Annotated in this window: 22 protein-coding genes and 1 pseudogene; 11 read left to right on the top strand and 12 right to left on the bottom strand. The window is 42.9% G+C overall.

Going from position 1 to position 20,659, the window contains the following annotated elements; genetic code table 11:
- The first annotated feature begins 127 nt into the window (after window positions 1–127).
- On the top strand, window positions 128–1,132 hold the full coding sequence (locus tag V7K61_RS31825; RefSeq protein ID WP_335059829.1) for a transaldolase: 1,005 nt from the start codon (window positions 128–130) through the stop codon (window positions 1,130–1,132).
- Window positions 1,133–1,570: 438 nt separating this feature from the next.
- Here V7K61_RS31825 and psbN read toward each other — a convergent pair whose 3' ends face one another.
- Window positions 1,571–1,702 carry a photosystem II reaction center protein PsbN gene (gene psbN, locus V7K61_RS31820; RefSeq protein WP_012410654.1) on the bottom strand — a complete coding sequence of 44 codons (132 nt, stop codon included), beginning with the start codon at window positions 1,700–1,702 and terminating at the stop codon, window positions 1,571–1,573.
- A gap of 85 nt (window positions 1,703–1,787) precedes the next feature.
- On the opposite strand from psbN, the gene psbH reads away from it, so the two are divergent.
- From psbH to pth, 3 genes are all read left to right on the top strand, one after another.
- Window positions 1,788–1,991 (top strand): photosystem II reaction center phosphoprotein PsbH, encoded by a 204-nt coding sequence (gene psbH / locus V7K61_RS31815; protein WP_104905475.1) that lies wholly within the window; start codon window positions 1,788–1,790, stop codon window positions 1,989–1,991.
- A 141-nt stretch (window positions 1,992–2,132) separates the two neighbouring features.
- The gene (locus V7K61_RS31810) at window positions 2,133–2,405 is read left to right on the top strand and encodes a TatA/E family twin arginine-targeting protein translocase (RefSeq protein WP_099103129.1); all 273 of its coding nucleotides are present in this window, start codon (window positions 2,133–2,135) and stop codon (window positions 2,403–2,405) included.
- Window positions 2,406–2,535: 130 nt separating this feature from the next.
- Window positions 2,536–3,177, top strand: coding sequence for an aminoacyl-tRNA hydrolase (gene pth, locus V7K61_RS31805; protein ID WP_335059827.1), 642 nt, complete (start codon window positions 2,536–2,538; stop codon window positions 3,175–3,177).
- Between the two features lie 297 nt (window positions 3,178–3,474).
- On the opposite strand, the gene V7K61_RS31800 is transcribed toward pth, so the two are convergent.
- Window positions 3,475–3,819: a hypothetical protein gene (locus tag V7K61_RS31800; protein ID WP_335059825.1), complete on the bottom strand. Its 345-nt coding sequence runs from the start codon at window positions 3,817–3,819 to the stop codon at window positions 3,475–3,477.
- Between the two features lie 406 nt (window positions 3,820–4,225).
- Between V7K61_RS31800 and V7K61_RS31795 the strand changes: the two genes are divergently transcribed.
- Window positions 4,226–5,068, top strand: coding sequence for an SPFH domain-containing protein (locus tag V7K61_RS31795; RefSeq protein ID WP_099103130.1), 843 nt, complete (start codon window positions 4,226–4,228; stop codon window positions 5,066–5,068).
- Here V7K61_RS31795 and folP read toward each other — a convergent pair.
- Both folP and tpiA read right to left on the bottom strand, forming a co-directional pair.
- Window positions 5,065–5,925, bottom strand: a complete 861-nt coding sequence (gene folP, locus V7K61_RS31790; protein ID WP_335059822.1) for a dihydropteroate synthase — start codon at window positions 5,923–5,925, stop codon at window positions 5,065–5,067. The genes V7K61_RS31795 and folP overlap by 4 nt on opposite strands.
- A gap of 262 nt (window positions 5,926–6,187) precedes the next feature.
- Window positions 6,188–6,919: a triose-phosphate isomerase gene (gene tpiA, locus V7K61_RS31785; RefSeq protein WP_335060114.1), complete on the bottom strand. Its 732-nt coding sequence runs from the start codon at window positions 6,917–6,919 to the stop codon at window positions 6,188–6,190.
- A gap of 220 nt (window positions 6,920–7,139) precedes the next feature.
- Between tpiA and V7K61_RS31780 the strand changes: the two genes are divergently transcribed.
- On the top strand, window positions 7,140–8,621 hold the full coding sequence (locus V7K61_RS31780) for a GTP-binding protein (protein ID WP_335059820.1): 1,482 nt from the start codon (window positions 7,140–7,142) through the stop codon (window positions 8,619–8,621).
- A gap of 59 nt (window positions 8,622–8,680) precedes the next feature.
- Here the strand turns inward: V7K61_RS31780 and V7K61_RS31775 are convergent.
- The 3 genes and pseudogenes from V7K61_RS31775 to hisF all read right to left on the bottom strand — a co-directional run.
- Window positions 8,681–8,788, bottom strand: a pseudogene (locus tag V7K61_RS31775) (IS5/IS1182 family transposase); the annotation flags it as partial.
- A 310-nt stretch (window positions 8,789–9,098) separates the two neighbouring features.
- Window positions 9,099–9,290 (bottom strand): hypothetical protein, encoded by a 192-nt coding sequence (locus tag V7K61_RS31770; RefSeq protein ID WP_094348875.1) that lies wholly within the window; start codon window positions 9,288–9,290, stop codon window positions 9,099–9,101.
- Between the two features lie 99 nt (window positions 9,291–9,389).
- On the bottom strand, window positions 9,390–10,163 hold the full coding sequence (hisF, locus tag V7K61_RS31765; RefSeq protein ID WP_292741463.1) for an imidazole glycerol phosphate synthase subunit HisF: 774 nt from the start codon (window positions 10,161–10,163) through the stop codon (window positions 9,390–9,392).
- Window positions 10,164–10,358: 195 nt separating this feature from the next.
- On the opposite strand from hisF, the gene ruvB reads away from it, so the two are divergent.
- The 4 genes from ruvB (at window position 10,359) to V7K61_RS31745 (ending at window position 14,868) form a co-directional block, all read left to right on the top strand.
- The gene (gene ruvB, locus V7K61_RS31760) at window positions 10,359–11,459 is read left to right on the top strand and encodes a Holliday junction branch migration DNA helicase RuvB (RefSeq protein WP_335059818.1); all 1,101 of its coding nucleotides are present in this window, start codon (window positions 10,359–10,361) and stop codon (window positions 11,457–11,459) included.
- A gap of 323 nt (window positions 11,460–11,782) precedes the next feature.
- On the top strand, window positions 11,783–12,586 hold the full coding sequence (locus V7K61_RS31755) for a tetratricopeptide repeat protein (RefSeq protein WP_335059816.1): 804 nt from the start codon (window positions 11,783–11,785) through the stop codon (window positions 12,584–12,586).
- Window positions 12,587–12,597: 11 nt separating this feature from the next.
- Window positions 12,598–13,872 carry a glycosyltransferase gene (locus V7K61_RS31750; RefSeq protein ID WP_335059814.1) on the top strand — a complete coding sequence of 425 codons (1,275 nt, stop codon included), beginning with the start codon at window positions 12,598–12,600 and terminating at the stop codon, window positions 13,870–13,872.
- 156 nt (window positions 13,873–14,028) lie between these two features.
- Window positions 14,029–14,868, top strand: a complete 840-nt coding sequence (locus V7K61_RS31745; protein WP_335059812.1) for an FkbM family methyltransferase — start codon at window positions 14,029–14,031, stop codon at window positions 14,866–14,868.
- A gap of 6 nt (window positions 14,869–14,874) precedes the next feature.
- Here V7K61_RS31745 and V7K61_RS31740 read toward each other — a convergent pair whose 3' ends face one another.
- The 4 genes from V7K61_RS31740 to V7K61_RS31725 all read right to left on the bottom strand — a co-directional run bounded on the left by V7K61_RS31740 (window position 14,875) and on the right by V7K61_RS31725 (window position 18,349).
- The gene (locus V7K61_RS31740; protein WP_335059810.1) at window positions 14,875–16,269 is read right to left on the bottom strand and encodes a cytochrome P450; all 1,395 of its coding nucleotides are present in this window, start codon (window positions 16,267–16,269) and stop codon (window positions 14,875–14,877) included.
- Between the two features lie 86 nt (window positions 16,270–16,355).
- Window positions 16,356–17,159 carry a TIGR01548 family HAD-type hydrolase gene (locus V7K61_RS31735; RefSeq protein WP_335059808.1) on the bottom strand — a complete coding sequence of 268 codons (804 nt, stop codon included), beginning with the start codon at window positions 17,157–17,159 and terminating at the stop codon, window positions 16,356–16,358.
- Between the two features lie 29 nt (window positions 17,160–17,188).
- The gene (locus tag V7K61_RS31730) at window positions 17,189–17,674 is read right to left on the bottom strand and encodes a DUF29 domain-containing protein (protein ID WP_335059806.1); all 486 of its coding nucleotides are present in this window, start codon (window positions 17,672–17,674) and stop codon (window positions 17,189–17,191) included.
- Window positions 17,675–17,869: 195 nt separating this feature from the next.
- Window positions 17,870–18,349 (bottom strand): DUF29 domain-containing protein, encoded by a 480-nt coding sequence (locus V7K61_RS31725; protein ID WP_335059804.1) that lies wholly within the window; start codon window positions 18,347–18,349, stop codon window positions 17,870–17,872.
- A gap of 136 nt (window positions 18,350–18,485) precedes the next feature.
- Here V7K61_RS31725 and V7K61_RS31720 point away from each other — a divergent pair, with 136 nt between their 5' ends.
- Window positions 18,486–18,785: a 30S ribosomal protein PSRP-3 gene (locus tag V7K61_RS31720; RefSeq protein ID WP_069071048.1), complete on the top strand. Its 300-nt coding sequence runs from the start codon at window positions 18,486–18,488 to the stop codon at window positions 18,783–18,785.
- 10 nt (window positions 18,786–18,795) lie between these two features.
- On the opposite strand, the gene V7K61_RS31715 is transcribed toward V7K61_RS31720, so the two are convergent.
- The gene (locus V7K61_RS31715) at window positions 18,796–20,571 is read right to left on the bottom strand and encodes a serine/threonine-protein kinase (RefSeq protein ID WP_335059802.1); all 1,776 of its coding nucleotides are present in this window, start codon (window positions 20,569–20,571) and stop codon (window positions 18,796–18,798) included.
- Window positions 20,572–20,659 lie beyond the last annotated feature (88 nt).

The following is a 20,659-nucleotide window of genomic DNA, read 5'->3' as shown; positions in this document are numbered from 1 at the left end:
TAATAACTCTTGTACAGACGCGATTAATCGTGTCTCTACTCCTAACTCAGCACTCAGCACTCAGCACTCAGCACTCAGCACCCAGCACTCGCTAGTAAATCCTGTAACATTCATCACGGAGTATTTTATGTCTAAGAATTTACTGGAACAATTGCGACAAGTGACTGTTGTGGTCGCAGATACAGGGGATATCCAGGCAATTGAAAAGTTCAAACCCCAAGATGCCACCACCAATCCTTCTCTGATTACTGCTGCGGCACAAATGCCAGAATATCAGGGAATTGTCGATCAAACTTTACTCCAAGCAAAAAAAGATGCTGGAGCCGGAGCCACCCAAGCACAGATAGTTTCTCTAGCTTTTGACCGTTTGGCAGTTGCTTTTGGATTAAAGATTTTGCAAATCATTCCCGGTCGCGTGTCTACAGAAGTGGATGCTCGCTTGTCCTATGATACCGAAGCTACTCTGACTAAGGCACGGGAATTAATTGCTCAGTATAAAGCTGCTGGAGTTGACCGCGATCGCGTTTTAATTAAAATTGCCACCACATGGGAAGGCATTCGCGCTGCCGAAATTCTGGAAAAAGAAGGTATTCACTGTAACCTTACCTTGTTATTTGGTCTTCACCAAGCGATCGCTTGTGCAGAAGCTGGTGTTACCTTAATTTCTCCCTTCGTTGGCCGGATTCTTGACTGGTACAAAAAAGATACCGGACGCGATAGCTACCCAGCAGCCGAAGATCCAGGTGTTTTGTCTGTCACCAAAATCTACAACTACTACAAGAAATTTGGCTATAAAACCGAAGTTATGGGAGCTAGCTTCCGTAACCTTGGTGAAATTACTGAACTTGCAGGTAGTGATTTGCTGACCATTTCTCCATCACTTTTGTCTGAATTGCAATCAACGGTTGCAGAACTGCCACGCAAACTCGACCCCGCCAAAGCAGCAAGCTTGGAAATCGAAAAGATATCCATTGACAAAGCTACCTATGAAAAATTGCACGCTGCTGACCGTATGGCAACTGACAAACTAGACGAAGGTATTAAAGGTTTCACCAAGGCACTAGAAGACCTTGAAAAACTTTTGGCAGACCGACTCGTTCGCCTGGAAGGAGAGGTAGTGGCAACCCATTAGAGACTTCCAATTAAAAAACATCCAAAGTAGTGTGCGTTACGGCTCAAGCCGTAACGCACTTCAAATATCATGTTTGGGTAATTAATTATGATTGCCATAGTCATTTCACCCCATACATAGGTGTTAATTTAACGTGAAACCCGCTTGGTGAGAAGGTTTTGCCCTCACCTCCAGTCCCTCCCATTCGTGAGAGGGGAGCTAGACATTCAATTCCCCTTCTCCCAAGGGAGAAGGGGTTAGGGGATGAGGGCGTGAGGGATTTGCAAAACGCCTGTCCGATATAGTTTTCGGCTTTTCGGCTTAAGTTGACACCAATGCACCCCACACACCAGTCACTCATAGAGGAAACCTCGACGAGCAACAGCAATGCTTATCTGCGTAGGCATAGCCCATCGTAGACATCGCACCAACAATTTATATGGATGTGATATAACTCTTTTAATCTTCGTGGTCATCGAACGGATCGTTCAATTCCTTGCTAGGAGGGCCGAATGAGGTATAAATCGAAATTCCAGTGATGGCAACCACGACGGCAGCCATAGAAATGCTAAGAACTATTGCGGGTTCCATAATTGAGAGATAGATGATGAGTGCTATTCTTATAGAATATTACAGAAGATTAAAAAAAGCTTTGGCAAGTAATCTTAGGTGAACTATGGCACAAAGGACTAGGTTGGGAGATATCCTGAAACCACTTAACTCGGAATATGGGAAAGTGGCTCCAGGTTGGGGTACTACCCCTGTAATGGCTGTTTTTATAGCGCTATTTTTCGTGTTTCTGTTGATTATTCTGCAACTTTACAATAAATCACTGTTGGTTCAGGATGTATTTGTCGATTGGCGCAGTTTAGGACGCTAACGCATACGCAGCGAGCGAGTTTGGATCATAAGTTAAGTCATACCCGGTTCTTCCGGGTTTTTTTATGAGTTGCGATTTCCGACTAGACTAACTATATATGTGAGTTTCTGTAGTGGTTTTAGAGTTTACAGGAGACAAAAAATGAATATATTTGGTATCGGTCTGCCGGAAATGGCTGTAATTATGGTAGTAGCGCTGTTAATCTTTGGCCCAAAAAAGCTACCAGAGATCGGTCGGAGTGTGGGCAAAACAATTCGTAGTTTCCAAGAAGCTTCCAAGGAGTTTCAAAACGAGTTTCAAAAAGAAGCAGAACAGTTAGAAGAAGTTGTCAAGACTACTGCTGAATTGGAACCTAAGCAAATCCACCCTGCTAAATCTGAGCAGGATACCGCTAGTTCTTCCCAACCTAGCTAGTAGTTTGTCAAGTTCGTAGTAAGGACTTTAGTCCTGGATTTTAAGCACTGAAGTGCTTACTACGAACTTATTAAAATTAATCAGACAGACTATATAAAAGAGTGCTGCATATCAATTGACTGTAGGCAAAATGACAGAAGCTGTTACGCAACCAGCTTTGGTAATTCCACAACTAATCGTCGGGTTAGGGAATCCAGAAGCTAAGTATGACCAAACACGCCATAATATCGGTTTTGCTGCTTTAGAAACTCTCTCTCGTTCTTGGCGCATTTCCTTAACAGAAAACCGCAAGTTTCAGGGTGAGTATGGTGAGGGTATGGCCCCAGGTGGAGGTAAAATTCGCTTGTTGAAACCGTTAACTTATATGAATCGCTCAGGACAAGCAATACAAGCGGTGACAAGTTGGTATAAATTGCCGCCTGAGTCAGTGTTGATCGTTTATGACGATATGGATTTGCCTTTAGGAAAAACTCGTTTGCGTTTATCTGGTTCGGCTGGGGGACATAACGGTATGAAAAGTGCGATCGCACATCTTAGTAGCCAAAACTTTCCCCGTTTGCGAATCGGTATTGGTAAACCCAAAGATGCAGCTAATAAAGATGATTCCGGTACTATCTCTCATGTGCTGGGGCGATTTTCCGCTGCCGAAAATCAGCAGATGTCTCTTGTACTTCAGTTCGTAATTGAGTGTATTGAACTAAGTCTCAAACAGGGAGTAGAAAAGGCGATGAATGTTTGTAATAGCCGCACCATTAATAATTCTGAGTCTTAGGGCTGGATGAATACTGTCCCAATACTGCACGCTTTGTGCATTTTTAACTCGGAATTGGGTTTTGGGAAAAGGTTAAAGGGTAAAGGTTAAAGATTTTTTCTTTCCCCTTTCCCCTTTCCCTTTTCCCCTTAACCGACAAGTATTGAATACTGTCCTATCAGCTGATTAAAGAAAGCTAACCGATGTTTAAAGGCGTTTATTTTGGTTGATGGATTGTAATACTAAATTTTTCTAACTGTACTCTGAATAGGGTAATAATGTCATTTTAGTTACTAAGATATATGATGGAAACAGATTTTAAAAGTTGATTCTGCCCTCATTTAGTAATTTATATCCAGTTGCTAATGCTGTAAAAGCAATTATGAAATTCCATAAGCTAGTAGGCTTTAAAATAACTCCACCGCTTAAGAAAACTAGTATTATGCCAATGCCTAGAAAAATCCATCCCAAGTTACCAGTTTCTCTCTGGAAAAAGACTAATGCAAATATACCTAGCATCGTTGCCAAAACTGAAGCTGTAGCAGGTAAGCTACGGTAAAAATATGAATAGTAACCGCTAACAAATATGATGTTTTGACCAAAAAAGTATAATCCTGTGAAAAGTAGAATTAAACCTATAAGTTTGATTAACAACCTGCCCATAATATTTTAATATTTTTAATGGCCCAAGCCAATTTTTATCCGATTATAGTGGTGTTTTTAAAATCTTGCCAAATTTTACATTGATTGAATTTAATTTGCGTAAATATACTTAAGTTAAATCCAATCTGTCTGAAAATGTCAGTACAAGTAATGTTGATTACATCAAGTAGTCCTTGCCAGCGTTTTATCAAGGTGCTTTAATAGCGATGTCTGACGACAAGAAGCAGAGCTTCTACGCATTCTGCAAAACAGTCTCACTTAGAGAATATGTACAAAACTTGTAGCGACTCGACATCGCTGCTGGTGTTGATAAAATTACAGACTTAAAACATTAAACTCAAAGATATGACAAGCTAGTACCATATCTTTGACACTAAATTCTCCCCAAAGCTGAATAGGAGCATACATGGAGCCAATTATTGCTATAGTTTTAGCCCTTATAGGTTATGCATTAGGTTCTGCAAAACTGATTAATCAAGGAAATGAAGCCTTAGTCGAACGCTTAGGGCGGTATCATCGGAAACTTAAGCCAGGACTGAACTTTATTGTTCCCTTGGTAGATCAGATTGTCATGGAAGATACTACACGGGAGCAGTTTACAGACATCAAACCTCAGAATGTGATCACCCAAGATAATATTTACGTAGAAGTGGATGCTATTGTATACTGGCGGATTAGAGATATCGAGAGAAGCTTTTACGCGATTGAGGATCTGCAAGGGGCATTAACACAGATAACCACAACTACGCTCCGAGAAATCATTGCCCAAAATACCCTAGAGCAGACCAACGTCTCTAGAGCAGAGATGGACTCAGCTATCTTAGATCAGTTGAATCATGTAACGGCAGATTGGGGAGTTGAGATTCTCCGATTAGATATTCAGAGAATCACTCTACCTGAGAGTGTCCGAAAGTCTAGGGAAGAGGAACAAGCCGCTGTCATCAAAAAACGGGCGCTGATTACCGAAGCAGAAGGGGAAAAAGAAGCTGCGATTAAGAAAGCAGAAGGAACTATGGCTTCAGTGCAAATCATTTCTCAAGCTCTCCGTTCCAATCCCGATAGTAGGGATATTTTGCGGTATCTTGTAGCTCAAGATTACGTAGATGCGAGCCAAAAACTTGGTGAGAGCAATAATGCCAAAATTGTCTTTGTAGACCCAGCTAACTCAAGTGAAATGTTTCAGGAGTTGATAGCCGAGTCGGTAACTCAAGAAGGTAATGGCAAAAAAATCGAAGAACGGAATACTTAAGAGTCACGCTGTCTAGCTTGTCTCAATAGGGCATCGGCTACTAGTGAAACATCGCGCATTTCTTGAACATCGTGAACTCGGAGAATATCAGCGCCATTAAAAATAGCAGCACAACAAGCTGCTGCCGTTCCCCAAACTCGTGCTTTGGGATCTGGTTGATTTAAAATGCGACCAATAAAACTTTTACGAGATGCTCCTACCAAGATAGGACAGTTGAGTGGTGCGAGCGATCGCAAGCCGCGAAAAATTTCTAAATTTTGCTCATAGTTTTTAGCAAAACCAATACCAGGATCGATAATAATTTTATCCAGATCAATGCCCGCAGTAGTTGCTGCCTCAATTTGTCGAGCCAAAAAATTATAAATCTCACCAAGCAAATCTTGATAATCAGTCTGTTGTTGCATTGTCTGTGGTGTTCCCCGGATGTGCATTAAAATCATCGGCACACCTAACTCTGCGACTGTTGGCAACATTTCTGAGTCAAAAGTGCCGCCAGAAATATCATTAATAATATCGGCTCCAGCTTCTACAGATGCCTTGGCGACAGCAGCACGGGTTGTATCTACAGAAATCGGGACTGAAATCTCTGGTCTTAGCACCTGTAATACCGATAGTACCCGGTCAAGTTCCTCCACCAGAGTTATTTGCTTTGCCCCTGGTCGAGTTGATTGACCGCCCACATCGATGATGTCAGCACCAGCAGCCACCAGTGCTTGCGCCTGTATTAAAGCGGCAGAGGAAGTGTTAAACTCACCCCCATCACTAAAACTATCGGGCGTTACATTTAAAATGCCCATCAAATAAGTCCGCTGTCCCCAATCGAAACAGCGTCCTCGAATTATCAAGTTCCTTGGCATAAAACAGGAGTCAGAATGGGCTAAACGCCCCGCTACCGCTAACAGGAGTCAGAATTCAGAATACTCCACCCGTGAAAGGATGGAGTATCAACTCTTGAAAAATATTTTAATTTTCTTTCGCCCACAAAGAGCAATGTTTTCAAGCAATATTCATTACCCAGTCGTACAAAATTCAATTCTGAATTCTGACTACTGAGTTCTGAATTCTTCTTATCTACATTAGGCATTCCCATGCTCTGCATGGGAACGAGAAAAAAGCACATCACACTGACTTAAAATTCACAATCCGAGCGAAACTCTCAGGTTCTAGACTTGCTCCTCCCACGAGGACACCATCAATTTCTGGTTGAGCCATAATCTCATCAATATTATTCGGCTTGACTGAACCGCCATATTGAATTGATACATTTGGATTAGTCAACTTGCTACGAATTAAGCCAATTATTCGATTAGCTTCCTCTACTTCACAAGTGTCACCAGTGCCAATAGCCCAAATCGGTTCATAGGCAATCACCAAATTATCCTGATTGATATCTACCAAGCCTTTGTCGAGTTGGAGAGCAATCAGAGATTCAGCTTCTCCCGCATCTCGTTGTTGTTTACTTTCGCCAACACACAGAATTGGAGTCAAACCAAACCTTTGAGCAGTTCGGAGGCGCAGATTAACGGTGGCATCCGTTTCTCCAAAATATTGTCGTCGTTCGCTATGACCGACAATCACAAAGCGTACACCGCTTTCTGTCAGCATCGGGCCAGAAATCTCACCCGTATAGGCTCCATATTCTTCCCAATGGATATTTTGCGCCCCCAGTTGGATGAGGCTACCGTGCAAGGTCTTGGACAAAACACTTAAATCAGTGAAAGGAGGACACAATATCACTTCTCGCCCTTGGGGGGTTTCCTCTAAGTGGGGCAGAAATCCTTGTAAAAACTCCTGGGTTTCTGCCTGGGTTTTGAACATTTTCCAGTTGCCGGCAATAACGATTTTCCGCACAGGTAATTTAGTCAAGATCCTAACGCGTTATATTAGATGCATTTTTTCAGTTTATGACTTTTTGTGAGCCATTAGTCATTAGTCATTGGTCATTGGTCATTAGTTATTTATTATTCTCCCCCGCTCCCTGCTCCCTAATCTGCACAAACCTCTGTTAAAAATAACTAGGATAAGAGACAGGGCTAATTTAAAAATCCCAAATTTAAAATCTCAAATTGATATGACTTCCACATTGCCCGTGCCTGAACCTCATCAAAGCGATTCCGCTAACACTGACGCAAATTCTCTCAGCTGGGAGGAAGAACTGGATAGTGCCATTTTCAGTTTTGAAGACATTCAGACAGAACTGAACTATAAACAAGCACAAACAGCCCTGCGAAACTTGGTAGCCAATCTCGACCTTACTCCCCACGAAAAAACCGGGTTAGAGACGGAAATTGCTGAGTTGGAAACCATGCTGGGAAAGTTAGACCGCATGGTAGTGCAGATTGCGACTTTTGGCATGGTGGGACGTGGTAAGTCTTCTCTACTCAATTCTTTAGTTGGGCAAACGGTATTTGAAACTGGGCCGCTGCACGGTGTTACCCGTACTGCCCAAACAGTTAATTGGAGTATTAGCGAGGAGATGATTGGGGAAACTGAACGGGCTTTGCGTGTCACTCTCCCTGGTGTAGGTCAATCGCAGGTGGAATTAATTGATACTCCTGGGTTAGATGAAGTAGATGGTGCAACCCGCGCCGCTTTAGCCGAACAGATTGCCAAACAAGCAGATTTGATTCTGTTTGTGATATCTGGCGATATGACAAAGCTGGAATACGCTGCCCTTTCTCAGTTGCGGGAAGCAGGTAAACCGATCATTCTGGTATTTAACAAAGTAGATCAGTATCCAGAAGCAGACCGGATGGCAATTTATCACAAAATCCGGGATGAAAGGGTGCGGGAATTACTCACACCTCTAGAAATTGTCATGGCTGCGGCATCGCCATTGGTGAAGACGGCGATTCGTCGCCCTGATGGTACGAGGGGCATACAGTTGCGTACAGGGAATGCCCAAGTCGAGGAACTGAAGCTGAAAATATTGGAGATTTTGCATCGTGAGGGCAAAGCCTTGGTTGCCCTTAATACTATGCTTTATGCCGATATTGTAAATGAGCAGTTGATAGAACGAAAACTGATGATTCGGGAACAGAATGCCAATCAGTTGATTTGGAAGGCTGTGATGACTAAGGCATTAGCGATCGCACTCAATCCTGTAACTGTGGTAGATATTCTGAGTAGTGTGGTCATTGATATTGCTCTAATTTTGGGTTTATCTAAACTCTATGGCTTCTCTATGACCGAAGCCGGCGCTGTACAACTGCTACAAAAAATCGCCCTGAGTATGGGCGGTATCGGCGCTAGTGAATTGTTAGCAAATTTAGGCTTGAGTGGATTAAAAACTTTACTTGGGATCTCTGCAACAGCTACGGGTGGCATTGCGCTAGGCCCTTATATATCGGTAGCAATTACCCAAGGAGGAGTAGCTGGTGTTTCTTCTTACGGTATTGGACAAGTTACCAAGGTTTATTTAGCCAATGGCGCAACTTGGGGGCCTGATGGCCCGAAAGCAGTAATTAATCGGATTTTGGCAAACTTGGATGAGACTTCAATTCTTAACCGGATTAAAGATGAATTACTCCAGAAAGTAAAACTCAAAAAGTGATGCATCAATAAGCTTTGGTTAGCCATATTTATGCTTATATCTGATTCGTCAAGAAAAGCTTAAGGTGCCATTCGCTTTACCATCAGACGAATCAATGAGCCATAAATCATTGCTTCACTTGGCTTTGTGTACAACTCATAATCCTTACTCAAACGCCGAAATCGATTGCGACATCTAATTTGTGAATGTACAGATGCGCTACCAACTGCGCTATGACCCCTTAGAGGATGTTTTAAAAGGGTCTTTTCCTCTCATAATTAGCACAGCCAAGCATTTGCACAGCCAAGCATTTAAGTATATAGCGAGAACCTTAGTTTTTCGTTGTACTTACCGTAGTCCAGAAGGCAAAAATTATACTTTCTGGTACTTTTAAAACATCTTCTTAAAATCATCTGTATATAGTTACTTAGTTATTATTACTTTGTCAAGTTTTCTGGAAACTAAATTTTAAATATCTCTTCTGGCACTCAGCACTCTCTAGGATACTTGCAACAAATAGGTCATACAATGCCCCATCAAAAAGTAAACTACTAACATGGCAGCAGCAGCCAGAGCAACCAATGTACCAGCCAACATTAGAGAAAATTCTTTACTCTCGTAGGCTTTTTCCATTAAGTGCAGCGACCACGCCACCAGGGCTACATCAAAAAGTAAAATAGGAAGCAACATATTTCTTAATATTTGTTAATACTTGTAAAATAATATTAACACCCTTTTCAGGAAGTGTGTCTAACCTTAGATGGATGTCATTAAATGGTAAATGGTGGATCAAGATAATGTTCTGACTGGCACGTTGCGATCGCGCAAGTAACTTTTAATTTCTGCTACGCTTAATTGTCCGTAATGTAACAGGGATGCGAGTAATGCCGCTTCCGCTTTGCCTTCAGTTAGGGCAGTGTAGATATGTTCACAATTACCTGCACCACCAGAAGCAATGACTGGAATTTCTACAGCATCAGCAATTGCCCGTGTAATCTCGATGTCATACCCAGCTTGGGTTCCATCAGCATCCATACTTGTAACTAGCAGTTCTCCGGCCCCCCGTTTTTCAACTTCTTGTGCCCACAATAGAGCATCTAAGCCTGTGTTTTCCCTGCCACCCCGCACATACACATCCCAACCTGGATTTTCCGGGTTATTTCTGCGTCTGGCATCAATAGCAACAACTATGCACTGATTACCAAAGCGATCGCTGGCCCGATTAATCAAGTCTGGATCGCGCACCGCCGCAGAATTAATACTAACCTTATCTGCGCCTGCTCGTAACAAAGCTTTAACATTTTCTAAGGATTGAATGCCACCACCTACAGTCAATGGAATAAAGACCTGTTCGGCAGTGCGGTACACCACATCTATAATTGTAGCTCGGTCTTCATGAGTAGCTGTAATATCCAGAAATACTAACTCATCAGCACCGGCTTCGTTGTAAACCTTTGCCAGCTCTACCGGATCGCCTGCATCTTGGAGATTAACAAAGTTAACTCCTTTTACAACTCGTCCCGCCTTCACATCTAAGCACGGTAAGATTCTTTTAGATAACATAATAACTTTTGTATTTCTGGGTAATTGACCGGAATTTAAATTTTAAATTGGCGCGGGTATTCTCAAACGAAAATTTTCATGGGCATGGGGCATTGGGCACTTGTATTGAGCGAAGTCGAAGTATTGGTTCTTCTTTCTCCCCCTGCCTCCCCTGCTCTCCCACTTTCTAGTCCCTTAAAAGTAGATAGCTGAATTATGGCGATAATCTCCTCGAAAAAACAGCCTCCAGAACCCAACGGAGAACCAAAGCAGCGTCGAGAGTCGGCGAAAGCACCATCCACAGAAAATATTTTGAAGCCTGAAGCTGCTATTGATGAGCAAGAACAGCAAGAAGAAGGTATTCGACCACACCGATTTGCTGATTACATTGGGCAAAAAGATTTAAAGGATGTGCTAGATATTGCCATTAAAGCAGCTAAGTCTCGTGGTGAGGTACTGGATCACTTGTTGCTATATGGGCCGCCGGGATTGGGCAAAACCACAATGGCAATGATTTTAGCATCGGAAATGGGGGTAAATTACAAAATTACCAGTGCGCCAGCCTTAGAACGTCCACGAGATATTGTTGGGCTACTAGTGAACCTCAAGCCAGGGGATATCTTATTTGTGGATGAAATTCATCGCCTCTCGCGGATGACGGAGGAAATTCTCTATCCAGCAATGGAAGATTATCGCTTAGATATTACAATTGGTAAGGGTTCTAGCGCTCGGATCAGAAGTTTGCCACTGTCAAAGTTTACTCTAGTAGGGGCTACAACTCGTGTGGGTGCTTTAACTTCACCACTGCGCGATCGCTTTGGTTTAATTCAAAAACTCCGATTTTACGAAGTTGAAGAACTGACTAAAATTGTACTGCGAACCGCTCAATTACTCAAAACCCCCGTTACCGAAGATGGTGCCACAGAAATTGCCCGTCGTTCACGCGGAACACCACGTATTGCTAATAGGCTACTCAAGCGGGTGCGTGATTATGCGGAAGTAAAAATATCGGGTGAGATTAATGAAAACATTGCATCCGAGGCATTGCAACTATTCCAAGTAGATCCTTGCGGTTTAGATTGGACAGATCGCCAGATGTTGAGTGTGATCATTGAACAATTTAATGGCGGGCCAGTGGGATTAGAAACAATGGCAGCAGCGACAGGTGAAGATACCCAAACAATTGAAGAGGTATACGAACCTTACCTGATGCAGATTGGGTATTTAACTAGAACTCATCGTGGGAGGATGGCAACTAAGGCAGCATATAAGCATTTGGGGTTTACGCCGCCTAACGAACAGTTGTCATTATTGTAATTATGGGCATTGGGCAAAACAGTGCTGAGTTAAGAGTTAGGAGTTAGGAGTTATTCTCCCCTCTGCCCCACTCAGCACGGGCTAAACCTTAGCTATCCGCTAACGAAACTCGAAACTCAGCACTCTTGATGGGGCATTGGGCATTGATACTCGTAAATAAGCCTTTGAACTCCATTCCTCTGCCCCATACTCAATGACAAATACAACTCTTGGAGAGGCTGCGCCAACGGCTTCTCTTCTCTACGAGAGGCTGCGCCAACGAGACGCTAGGCGAATGCTCGGTGCAAGTGACAAATGACAAATGACAAATTAGGTAAACCTAGATGATTAAGTTGATTGGTATTTTTCTCAGTCTGTTACTTGTGTTTGGCTGGGCTACTCCAGTTATGGCACAATCTCAGCCGCCCATTACTCAAGAACAGTTAAAACAAGGTGATGAGTGGGCAAATCAAGCGTTTATAGCGACGAATCAAGGTGATTTTGCGACGGCTGAAACTTACTGGACAAAGATTATTGAGCAATTTCCCACGAATGCGGGGGCGTGGAGTAACCGGGGAAATTCGCGGGTGAGTCAGAATAAGTTACCAGAGGCGATCGCAGATTATAACAAAGCCATAGAACTAGCGCCAAATGTCACCGATCCATATTTAAATCGGGGGGCGGCGTTAGAAGGGATGGGAAAATGGGACGATGCGATCGCAGATTATAATCGTGTTCTAGAACTCGATCCTAAAGATGCGATGGCATATAACAATCGCGGCAATGCCACAGCAGGTTTAGGAAAATGGTCAGATGCGATCGCAGATTATAAAAAATCTAATGAGATAGCCCCAAATTTTGCCTTCGCCCGTGCTAACTACGCTCTCGCTCTGTATGAAACTGGTCAAAAAGAGCAAGCAATCCGCGAGATGCGAAATATCGCCCGTAAATACTCCAAATTTGCTGATGTGCGTGCCGCCCTCACAGCTGCATATTGGGTAAATGGAGAACAAGGTGAAGCCGAAAGTAACTGGGTAGCAGCTTATGGACTTGATAGCCGTTATAAGGATATCGACTGGGTAAAAAATATCCGGCGTTGGCCCCCCAGCCTAGTTACAGCTTTGGATAAGTTCTTGAAAATTCAGTAGAGGCATTGATCGTGACTCATTTTGGTATCATTTGTCCTGGTGCAGCAACTGGCCCCCTCAATACAATGCTTCCCTTGGGGCAGGAACTTCAACGGCGTGGGCATCGCGTCACCTTCTTTGGCTCACTCGATACTCAATCTAAGGTACTGGCAGCAGGAATAGAATTCCAAGCAATTGGTGAAAAAGATTTTATTCCTGGCTCAACAGCAGAAACCTTTGCCAAATTAGGGCAACTGCGTGGATTGGCTGCATTTCGATACACTATTGATCTGCTGAAGCGGGTTTCATCTGTGACACTCCAAGAGGCTCCAGCAGCAATTAAAGCAGCAGGTGTAGAAGCTTTGCTAGTAAACCAAAGTTCAGTAGAGGGAGGGACAATTGCCGAGTTTCTCAAAATTCCTTTCATCACTGTGTGCAGCGCTGTGGTGCTGAATCGAGAACCTAGCGTTCCTCCTTTTTTCACAACTTGGAAGTATAGCCCAGCTGCGTGGGCACGCTTACGCAACGAAATAGGTTACACATTACTTAATAGTGTCGTCAAACCACTTGAAGATTTGATTAATGAATATCGTCGAGAGTGGAAATTACCCTTGTACTCTAGTCTTAAAGATAGCTACTCTCCACTAGCTCAAATAAGTAATGCACCTGCTGAGTTTGAATTTCCTAGGGAAGAATTAGCTCCTTGGTTCCATTTCACAGGAAGCTACCATACTTCAGCCAGTCGAATACCTGTTTCTTTCCCCTATGAAAAATTGACGGGGAAACCGTTAATTTACGCTTCGATGGGAACATTGCAAAACCGTCTGATTTGGGTTTTTCAGACTATTGCTTCAGCTTGTGAAGATTTGGATGCTCAGTTAGTGATTTCTCTGGGAGGTTCTGCTAAACCAGAATCACTGCCAGACTTGGCAGGAAATCCTTTAGTAGTTGAGTATGCACCTCAATTAGATGTGCTGGAAAAAGCCACCCTCATGATTACTCATGCGGGAATGAATACAACTATGGAATGTGTGAAAAAAGGAGTGCCAATGGTGGCGATTCCAGTTGCTAATGACCAGCCAGGAGTAGCAGCGCGGATTGCTTGGACAGGGGCGGGTGAGCTTGTCACCCTCAAAAAACTGAATGTTCCGATATTGAAAAATGCTATTAAGCGCGTGTTGACAGAAGAATCTTATAAACAGAATGCGCTCAGATTACAAGCAGCTACTCTTGCTGCTGGGGGGGTAAGTCGAGCTGCTGAGATTATTGAGCAGGTTGTTGCTACAGGCAAGCCTGTCTTGGCTTAAACACAATAATAATAATGAAATATTGTGCATATATAGCAATCTGATTTGATTACTAAATCACTCGTAGAGGCAGGTAACTAACAGCGAACAGGGAAGAGGAAATAAAGGTGTACTGAGTTTTTTTCAAAAATCAAATAGGAGTTCTATATTTTATTTATGCCAACTTTAATCCCAGAGAATACGCTTCCTAATGGCATGAAAATATTTTGCATCCGCAAAGAGGAAGTACCAATTATTTATGGGCAAATTCAGGAGTATTTCCAATTTGGAATTGAGTTACATGAAGGTGACACCGTATTTGATGTAGGTGCGAATATTGGTTTATTCACATTATGGATATTTCATCTGTGTAAAACAAATGTGAATGTTTATGCATTCGAGCCAATTCCTGACATTTTTGATGTTCTACAAGCTAATGCTCAACGCTTTAGTCCAGAAAAAATTAAAGTATTTCCCTGTGGACTTTCACAGGAATCTAAAACAATGAATTTTGCTTACTATCCTAACGCTACAGCATTATCTAGTGCTTATCCCGATGGTTCAAAGCAGCAACGAAATAAGTTTAAAAATGCTATTCTACGCAATCTCAAAGATGCACCAAGTCAAGTCCGTTGGCTTCGTTGGTTGCCGTCATTTTTGCGATCGCTTATTCTCGATAACAAATTGGAGAAAGCTTTTCAAGTAGAACAAGTCACTTGTCAATTGAGAACTGTATCAGAGATTATCCGCGAGTATGATGTTCAGCAAATTGACTTGCTGAAAGTAGATGTGGAGCGAAGTGAGTTAGATGTGCTTTTAGGTATTGAGGAGCAAGATTGGCCGAAGATTAAGCAAGTCGTTGTAGAAGTACACGATTTGGATAATCGAGTTAAAAGAATTACAGAGCTACTTCAAAAATACGGTTTGAGCAACGTTACAGTGAAGCAAGAACCCTTTAAAGAGGGTTCCGACACTTTCAACTTATACGCCTTACGGGATTTATCTAAAGTATTCTAAAACTCTTTAAACGGAACTAGAGCTAGTCTGAAGGACGGGCTGATTTTGCTGACGCTTCCCCTTCACCACCATCTGCACACCTCCTGCTGGGCTAAATAGCAAACCCTTACGTACTGCCTGCACTGGTTTGCTATCAGCCAGTTCCATCTCCCAGTGAGACAGCACTGTTGCCAACACCAGTTTCATCTCAAACAAGGCAAATGCCATTCCAATACAGCGACGGTTCCCGCCACCAAAGGGTAAATACTCATAAGGAGAAAATTGCCGTTCCAGAAAACGCTCTGGCTTAAATTGCTTCGACTCAGGATATAAATCTTCTCGATGATGGGTCAAATAAATAGAGGGATTGAGCAAAGTCCCAGGCTCAAAGTTGTATTCTCCAATTTGTAGTGGTGATTTGACCACTCGATTTAGTGCCGATATCGCCACTGGGTAAAGGCGTAGGGTTTCAGAACAGACAGCATTCAAATAAGGCAATCGGAAAATAGCATTTGGATCTGGTTGTTCACCCAACTTATCTAGTTCTTGCAGCAGTTTTTCCCGCACCTGCGGCTGATGATGAATCCAGTACAGCGCCCATGATAAGGAAGTTGCAGTAGTTTCGTGACCCGCCACTAATAGCGTCATCAGTTCATCACGTAATTCCAAGTCTGTCATCGGCTCTCCCGCCTCATCACGAGCAGCCATCATTAAAGATAGAATATCAGTCCGAGATGGATCGGGTTGTGCTTTGCGTTCTTGAATCTGGGCGTAGATGAGTTGATCGATTTGCTTCCGTAAACGCAAGTATTTCCCCCAAGGACTCCACGCTCCTAAATCCCGTCGCATTGCTGGGAAAAGAAGCAGAATTGTTCTTAAAATAGGGATTTTGGGATTCAGGATTGCAATCAGCAGTTCATTGAGTTTCTCGTAACGTGGCCCATCTTCTAGACCAAATACAGCCTTCAAAATCACTTGGAAAGAGATTGCTTGCATTGATGGCAGAACTGCAAAGGTTTCTCCAACCTGCCACCGATTAATCACTTGCTGAGTGATGTTGCGGATTAATTCACCATAAGCTAGCATTCGTTCCCCATGTAAGGGTGGTGTCAATAGCTTTCGTTGTCGCTGATGAGGCTTTCCTTCCAGCGCCAGTAGTGATTGGCGTCCTAATAAAGGCGATCTAATTCCTGCTGGCTCACCAGAGTCTAACTGTTTTGGATCTGTAGTAAAAATCTGCTGAATCGCCTGGGGATTGCTAATGAAAACTTGAGCAGGAGAATTTTGTCCTAGCTGAAGGGTGAAGATATCACCATAACGTTTAGCACAGTCTTCTAGGTATTCTAAAGGATTAGTCAGCCATTGATACGTCTGTACCCAAGGGTGAGTTTGAGGGCCGTTAGGCAGTTTAAGTGCAGACATTTTTATTAATCTCCCAATGATTAAAGCAAGATTGTTATCAGCCAGTTATTCATGCACTCCTAGCTTGATTAATCTTAGAACACAGATCAAGCAAATGAACTTACCAATTCTTGAATCTGCCTTGGAGTCAATTCTTGCACATTAGGCAAAACTACTACTGCTCCTGCTGCTAGCAATGTCTTGCTATATGCATCACTACGTGCTGCTGTTTCCTGGACATGGGGCGGTAAAACCCCTACACCAATCCAAGGGCGAGAAGAATCTAAACGCCGCGCTTTCTCGACGGTATACATATCTGCTACCGTATCTCCCACATACACTACAGCTAATCTTTCCTCAATCCCATTATCTAACTCCCGAACTGTGGCGAAAAGTCCAGTAGGGTCTGGTTTACCTGGTGCATCTTCCATCGCAATCAACACTGGAGATTCCAAACCCAGGCGTTTTTCTAAGACATAGTTGGCAGAAGCACGAGTCGCACCGCTAAAAAATCCCCACGCAATCCTAGCTTGGGTAAGTTGTTCTAAATAGCTAGGTTGTAATAATAAAGGTTCATTACAGATATACCCTGTAAAATTATTTGGATCTGTCCCACGGTAGCGGGATTGAAAAAAAGCAACGATCGCACCATAATCTAGTTGCAGTTGCTCACGGCTCTGTTGTTGAGTTTCAAAGTAGCGGTAAATTAATTCCTGCGATGCTTCCCAATCATTATTCCATACGCCTTCAGACTTTAGTTGGTCAATATCTAGTGGGGTTGGCCGATATGCTTGGGTGGTAAAATATTCTACAGTATCTGCGATCGCACGGCGATAGGAACCGCTCACATCGCGCACAACGCCATCAATATCGAAAATAGCGATCGCTTTTACAGAATTTGTTTGAGTCATGGGGTAGGAAGCAAAAGAGTTTTAAATCATCATAAAACGTCAGATCGTGACTCAGGTAAAAAATCGGGGTCGAGGGTTTGCTCTGGCGTGAAGAGAGATTGTTCGGGAAAGGTTGCGATCGCTAATCCAGTTTCTATTACAGCCAGTCGTCTAGCAGTTTCATAGCTTTCATCGAAAACCCGATCGAAGTGAGGCTTCAAACTCGGACTTTCATTGAGTGCCTTTTGGACTCGCCTGCGGTGTTCCAAAATAGTGTACTGCCAACTTTTTGAGCGCCTTTCAGTTTGAATTTGGTATTTGAGCAGATGCATCAGCAACACTTCCAGATTGCTCTCCAATGCCCGCTTTTCACTTCTGCCCATCGTTTCAATTTCTTCAATCAGGTTGTCTAAGTCCAGTTGTGTGAAATTCTTTTGCTTGAGCAGTTCTGCGGTGGTTTGAATCCACAGGTAAAAGTCTTGCTCATACAAATCTGAACCAGATGTTGTTTGAGATTGGGGCAGTTGGGCAGTCACGTCGCTTCGCTCCGAATTCAAAATTAAAAATTAACAGCAAAATCTTTTAAATCAGGGTGTGATTATGACTCATACCAATTCTGTATGAAGATGCGCTAAACCATATTTACAAGAAAGAAGAAAGAAAAACGAACCGCAAAGTACGCAAAGGACACAAAGGAAGAAAGAAAGAAGTTAAAAGGGTTTGGCGCAGCCTCATAAAGAAATGGTATCAGGTAAAAAATCGGGGTCGAGGGCTTGCTCTGGCGTGAAGGGAGATTGTTCGGGGAAGGTAGCCAAATGCAATTCAGTTTCATCGACAGCCAAGAGTCTAGCATCGTCATAACATAGCTCAAAAACCTCATCAAAATATGGTTTGAGGCTAGGACTTTCTTCTAGAGCTTGTCTGATGCGTTTGCGATGCTCCCGAATTGTTGCTCGCCAACTACCAGAGCGCTTCTCGGCTTGATATTTATACTTCAATAGGTGCATCAGCACCACTTCCAAATTGCTTCTCAGTGCTTTCTTTTCACTCCTGCCCATCGTTTCAATTTCATCAATCAAATTCTCTAAATCCAGTTCTGTCAGCCGACCTTGTTTGAGCAGTTCTGCTGTGGTTTGAATCCACAGGTAAAAGTCTTGCTCATACAAATCTGAACCAGATGTTGTTTGAAATTGGGGCAGTTGGGCAGTCATAAGCATCTCTTTTAGCGCCGACTACACTTTATGCTAGCCCAATCCAATCACTGTTTGGTCATTTGATAGGGTATTGCGTTAAAATAAGCGATCGCTATCCTTGTTAAATAATGCCCGGAAATTCCCGGAGGTGTGATTGACCAAGTTTATTTTGAAAATTTTGTGGTTAGACGAAAACGTTGCTCTTGCAGTCGATCAAATTGTCGGCAAAGGCACAAGTCCCTTGACTAAGTACTTTTTTTGGCCCAGAAATGATGCGTGGGAAGAGTTAAAAAAGGAATTAGAGTCCAAACATTGGATTACTGACGTGGATCGTGTCGAGTTGCTTAACAAAGCGACAGAAGTGATTAACTACTGGCAAGAGGAAGGTAGAAACCGTCCAATGGCAGAAGCTCAATTGAAATTTCCAGAAGTTGCCTTCACAGGTAGCGCCTGATATTACAAAATTAGCTAGATTCTACAAGCTGCCACAGTTTGATAGTCTTGTCCCGGCTGCCGCTTGCAATTAATTGTGTAACTTTGCTCACAGCAACAGCAGATACTGAGTCTACATGACCAGAGAGAGTAACAATCTCTTCTGCTGTGCTTACCCTCCAAAGTTTAACTGTTTTGTCGCAACTTGCACTTAGGAGCGTTTCGCCATCGGCAGTAAAAGCCACAGCCACCACAGACCAAGAATGGCCTACAAGTGTGCAAATTAGCTGACCCGTGTTTACCTCCCACAACTTAATAGTGTTATCATCACTACCCGTTGCCAAAATTTGACCATCGGGACTAAAAGCGACTGTCAAAACCGCCCATGCATGACCCGAAAGGGTGCCTAACAAGCTATAGCATGGGCGGTTTTGAATTTCTCTCTGGGAACCTTCTATCTGCCACAAGCGAATTGTTCTGTCATAACTAGCACTAGCTAAAACCTGTCCTTGGGGACTAAATGCTACTGAATTTACCTGTAATTGGTGTCCAGTTATGGTGCAAATTTCTCTGCCAGTATTGACATCCCAAAGTTTAACTGTCTTATCCCAGCTACCACTAGCGAGAATCCGCCCATCTGGACTGAAAGCAACTGATTTTACAGCGTGTGAGTGTCCCAAGAGGGTGCAGATTTCTTTTAATGTCTCAACCTGCCACAATTTGATAGTTTTATCATCGCTAGCAGTTGCCAGAATTTGACCATCAGGACTGAAGGTAACTGATTTTACAGCTTGGGAATGTCCTGATAAGCTAGCTAAAACTCTTTGGGTATTTAAATCCCACAACTTTATGTTTTTGTCATCACTACCACTGACTAAAGTGTGACCGTCTGGACTAATGGCAAGGGCATTTACACTACTCAATGTCCCCGAATGCCCAGTTAAGATATGCAAGCATCGCCAAGGAGGATTTGGTAATTTAAAATTTTGAGTTTTACATTCCATACCCATTGCTTGCATAACTTCATTAGCTGATTGAAAGCGGCGGTTAACAGCCTTTTGCAGCAGCTTGTCGAGAATTTGCGTCAAGCGTAGACTTTTTGAGTCTTGTCGCCAGACATCGCTAACCTTAGTAGTAAGATATTGTTGCCAAACCCAGCAATCATTTGCAATATCAAATAAATCAAAGGGAGGAATCTGAGTTAGTAAGTAAATACAAGTAACACCCAAGCTATATAAGTCACTTGCAAAAACCGCTTTTCCTCTTGTTTGTTCTGGTGCAGAGTATTCTGGGCTAGCGATACTGGTTTCAGATGTTAACCAATCAATTTCTGTGACGATTTTCGCAGTGGAAAAATCGACTATTACGAAATCCCCCTTCTTGGTAATTGGGGATCTACGGATGATATTTTGGGGTTTGATATCGCGGTGGATGATGTGGCGATCGCTCATCAACTGTAAAACTGGCAACACATCTTCTAACATTTTCCAAATCTGAGTTTCATTAAAAGCGCCTTCTTCTTCAACCACCTGAGCTAAATTAGTGCCTGCAATAAACTCCTGCACTAAATAAAAATGCCCATTCTGCTGAAAATAAGCCAATAAAGCAGGAATTTGGGGATGCTTTCCTAATTCCTCTAGCTGTTTTGCCTTTTGCTGAAAATTTTTAAATGTTTCGGATTCCGGCGATGATTCTTGAACAACGCAAGGAATTGGCGGAAACTGACCTTCATCGACAGCGAGCAAGGTTTTGCAAAATCCCCCTTTACCAATCTGTTTGAGTAAACGATAACGTTCTTGTAAAAGCAAAATTTCTCCGCCATATTTACAGGGTAGGCTTTCCGGTTTACCCCACCCTAACCCTCCCCTTATAAAGGGGAGGGAACTAGATTTCTTT

This window comes from Nostoc sp., assembly GCF_036918015.1.
In the GTDB taxonomy this organism is placed as follows: Bacteria; Cyanobacteriota; Cyanobacteriia; order Cyanobacteriales; family Nostocaceae; genus Nostoc.
The sequence above is the reverse complement of the archived record's forward strand: the minus strand, read 5'-3'. Positions and strand labels throughout refer to the sequence as shown.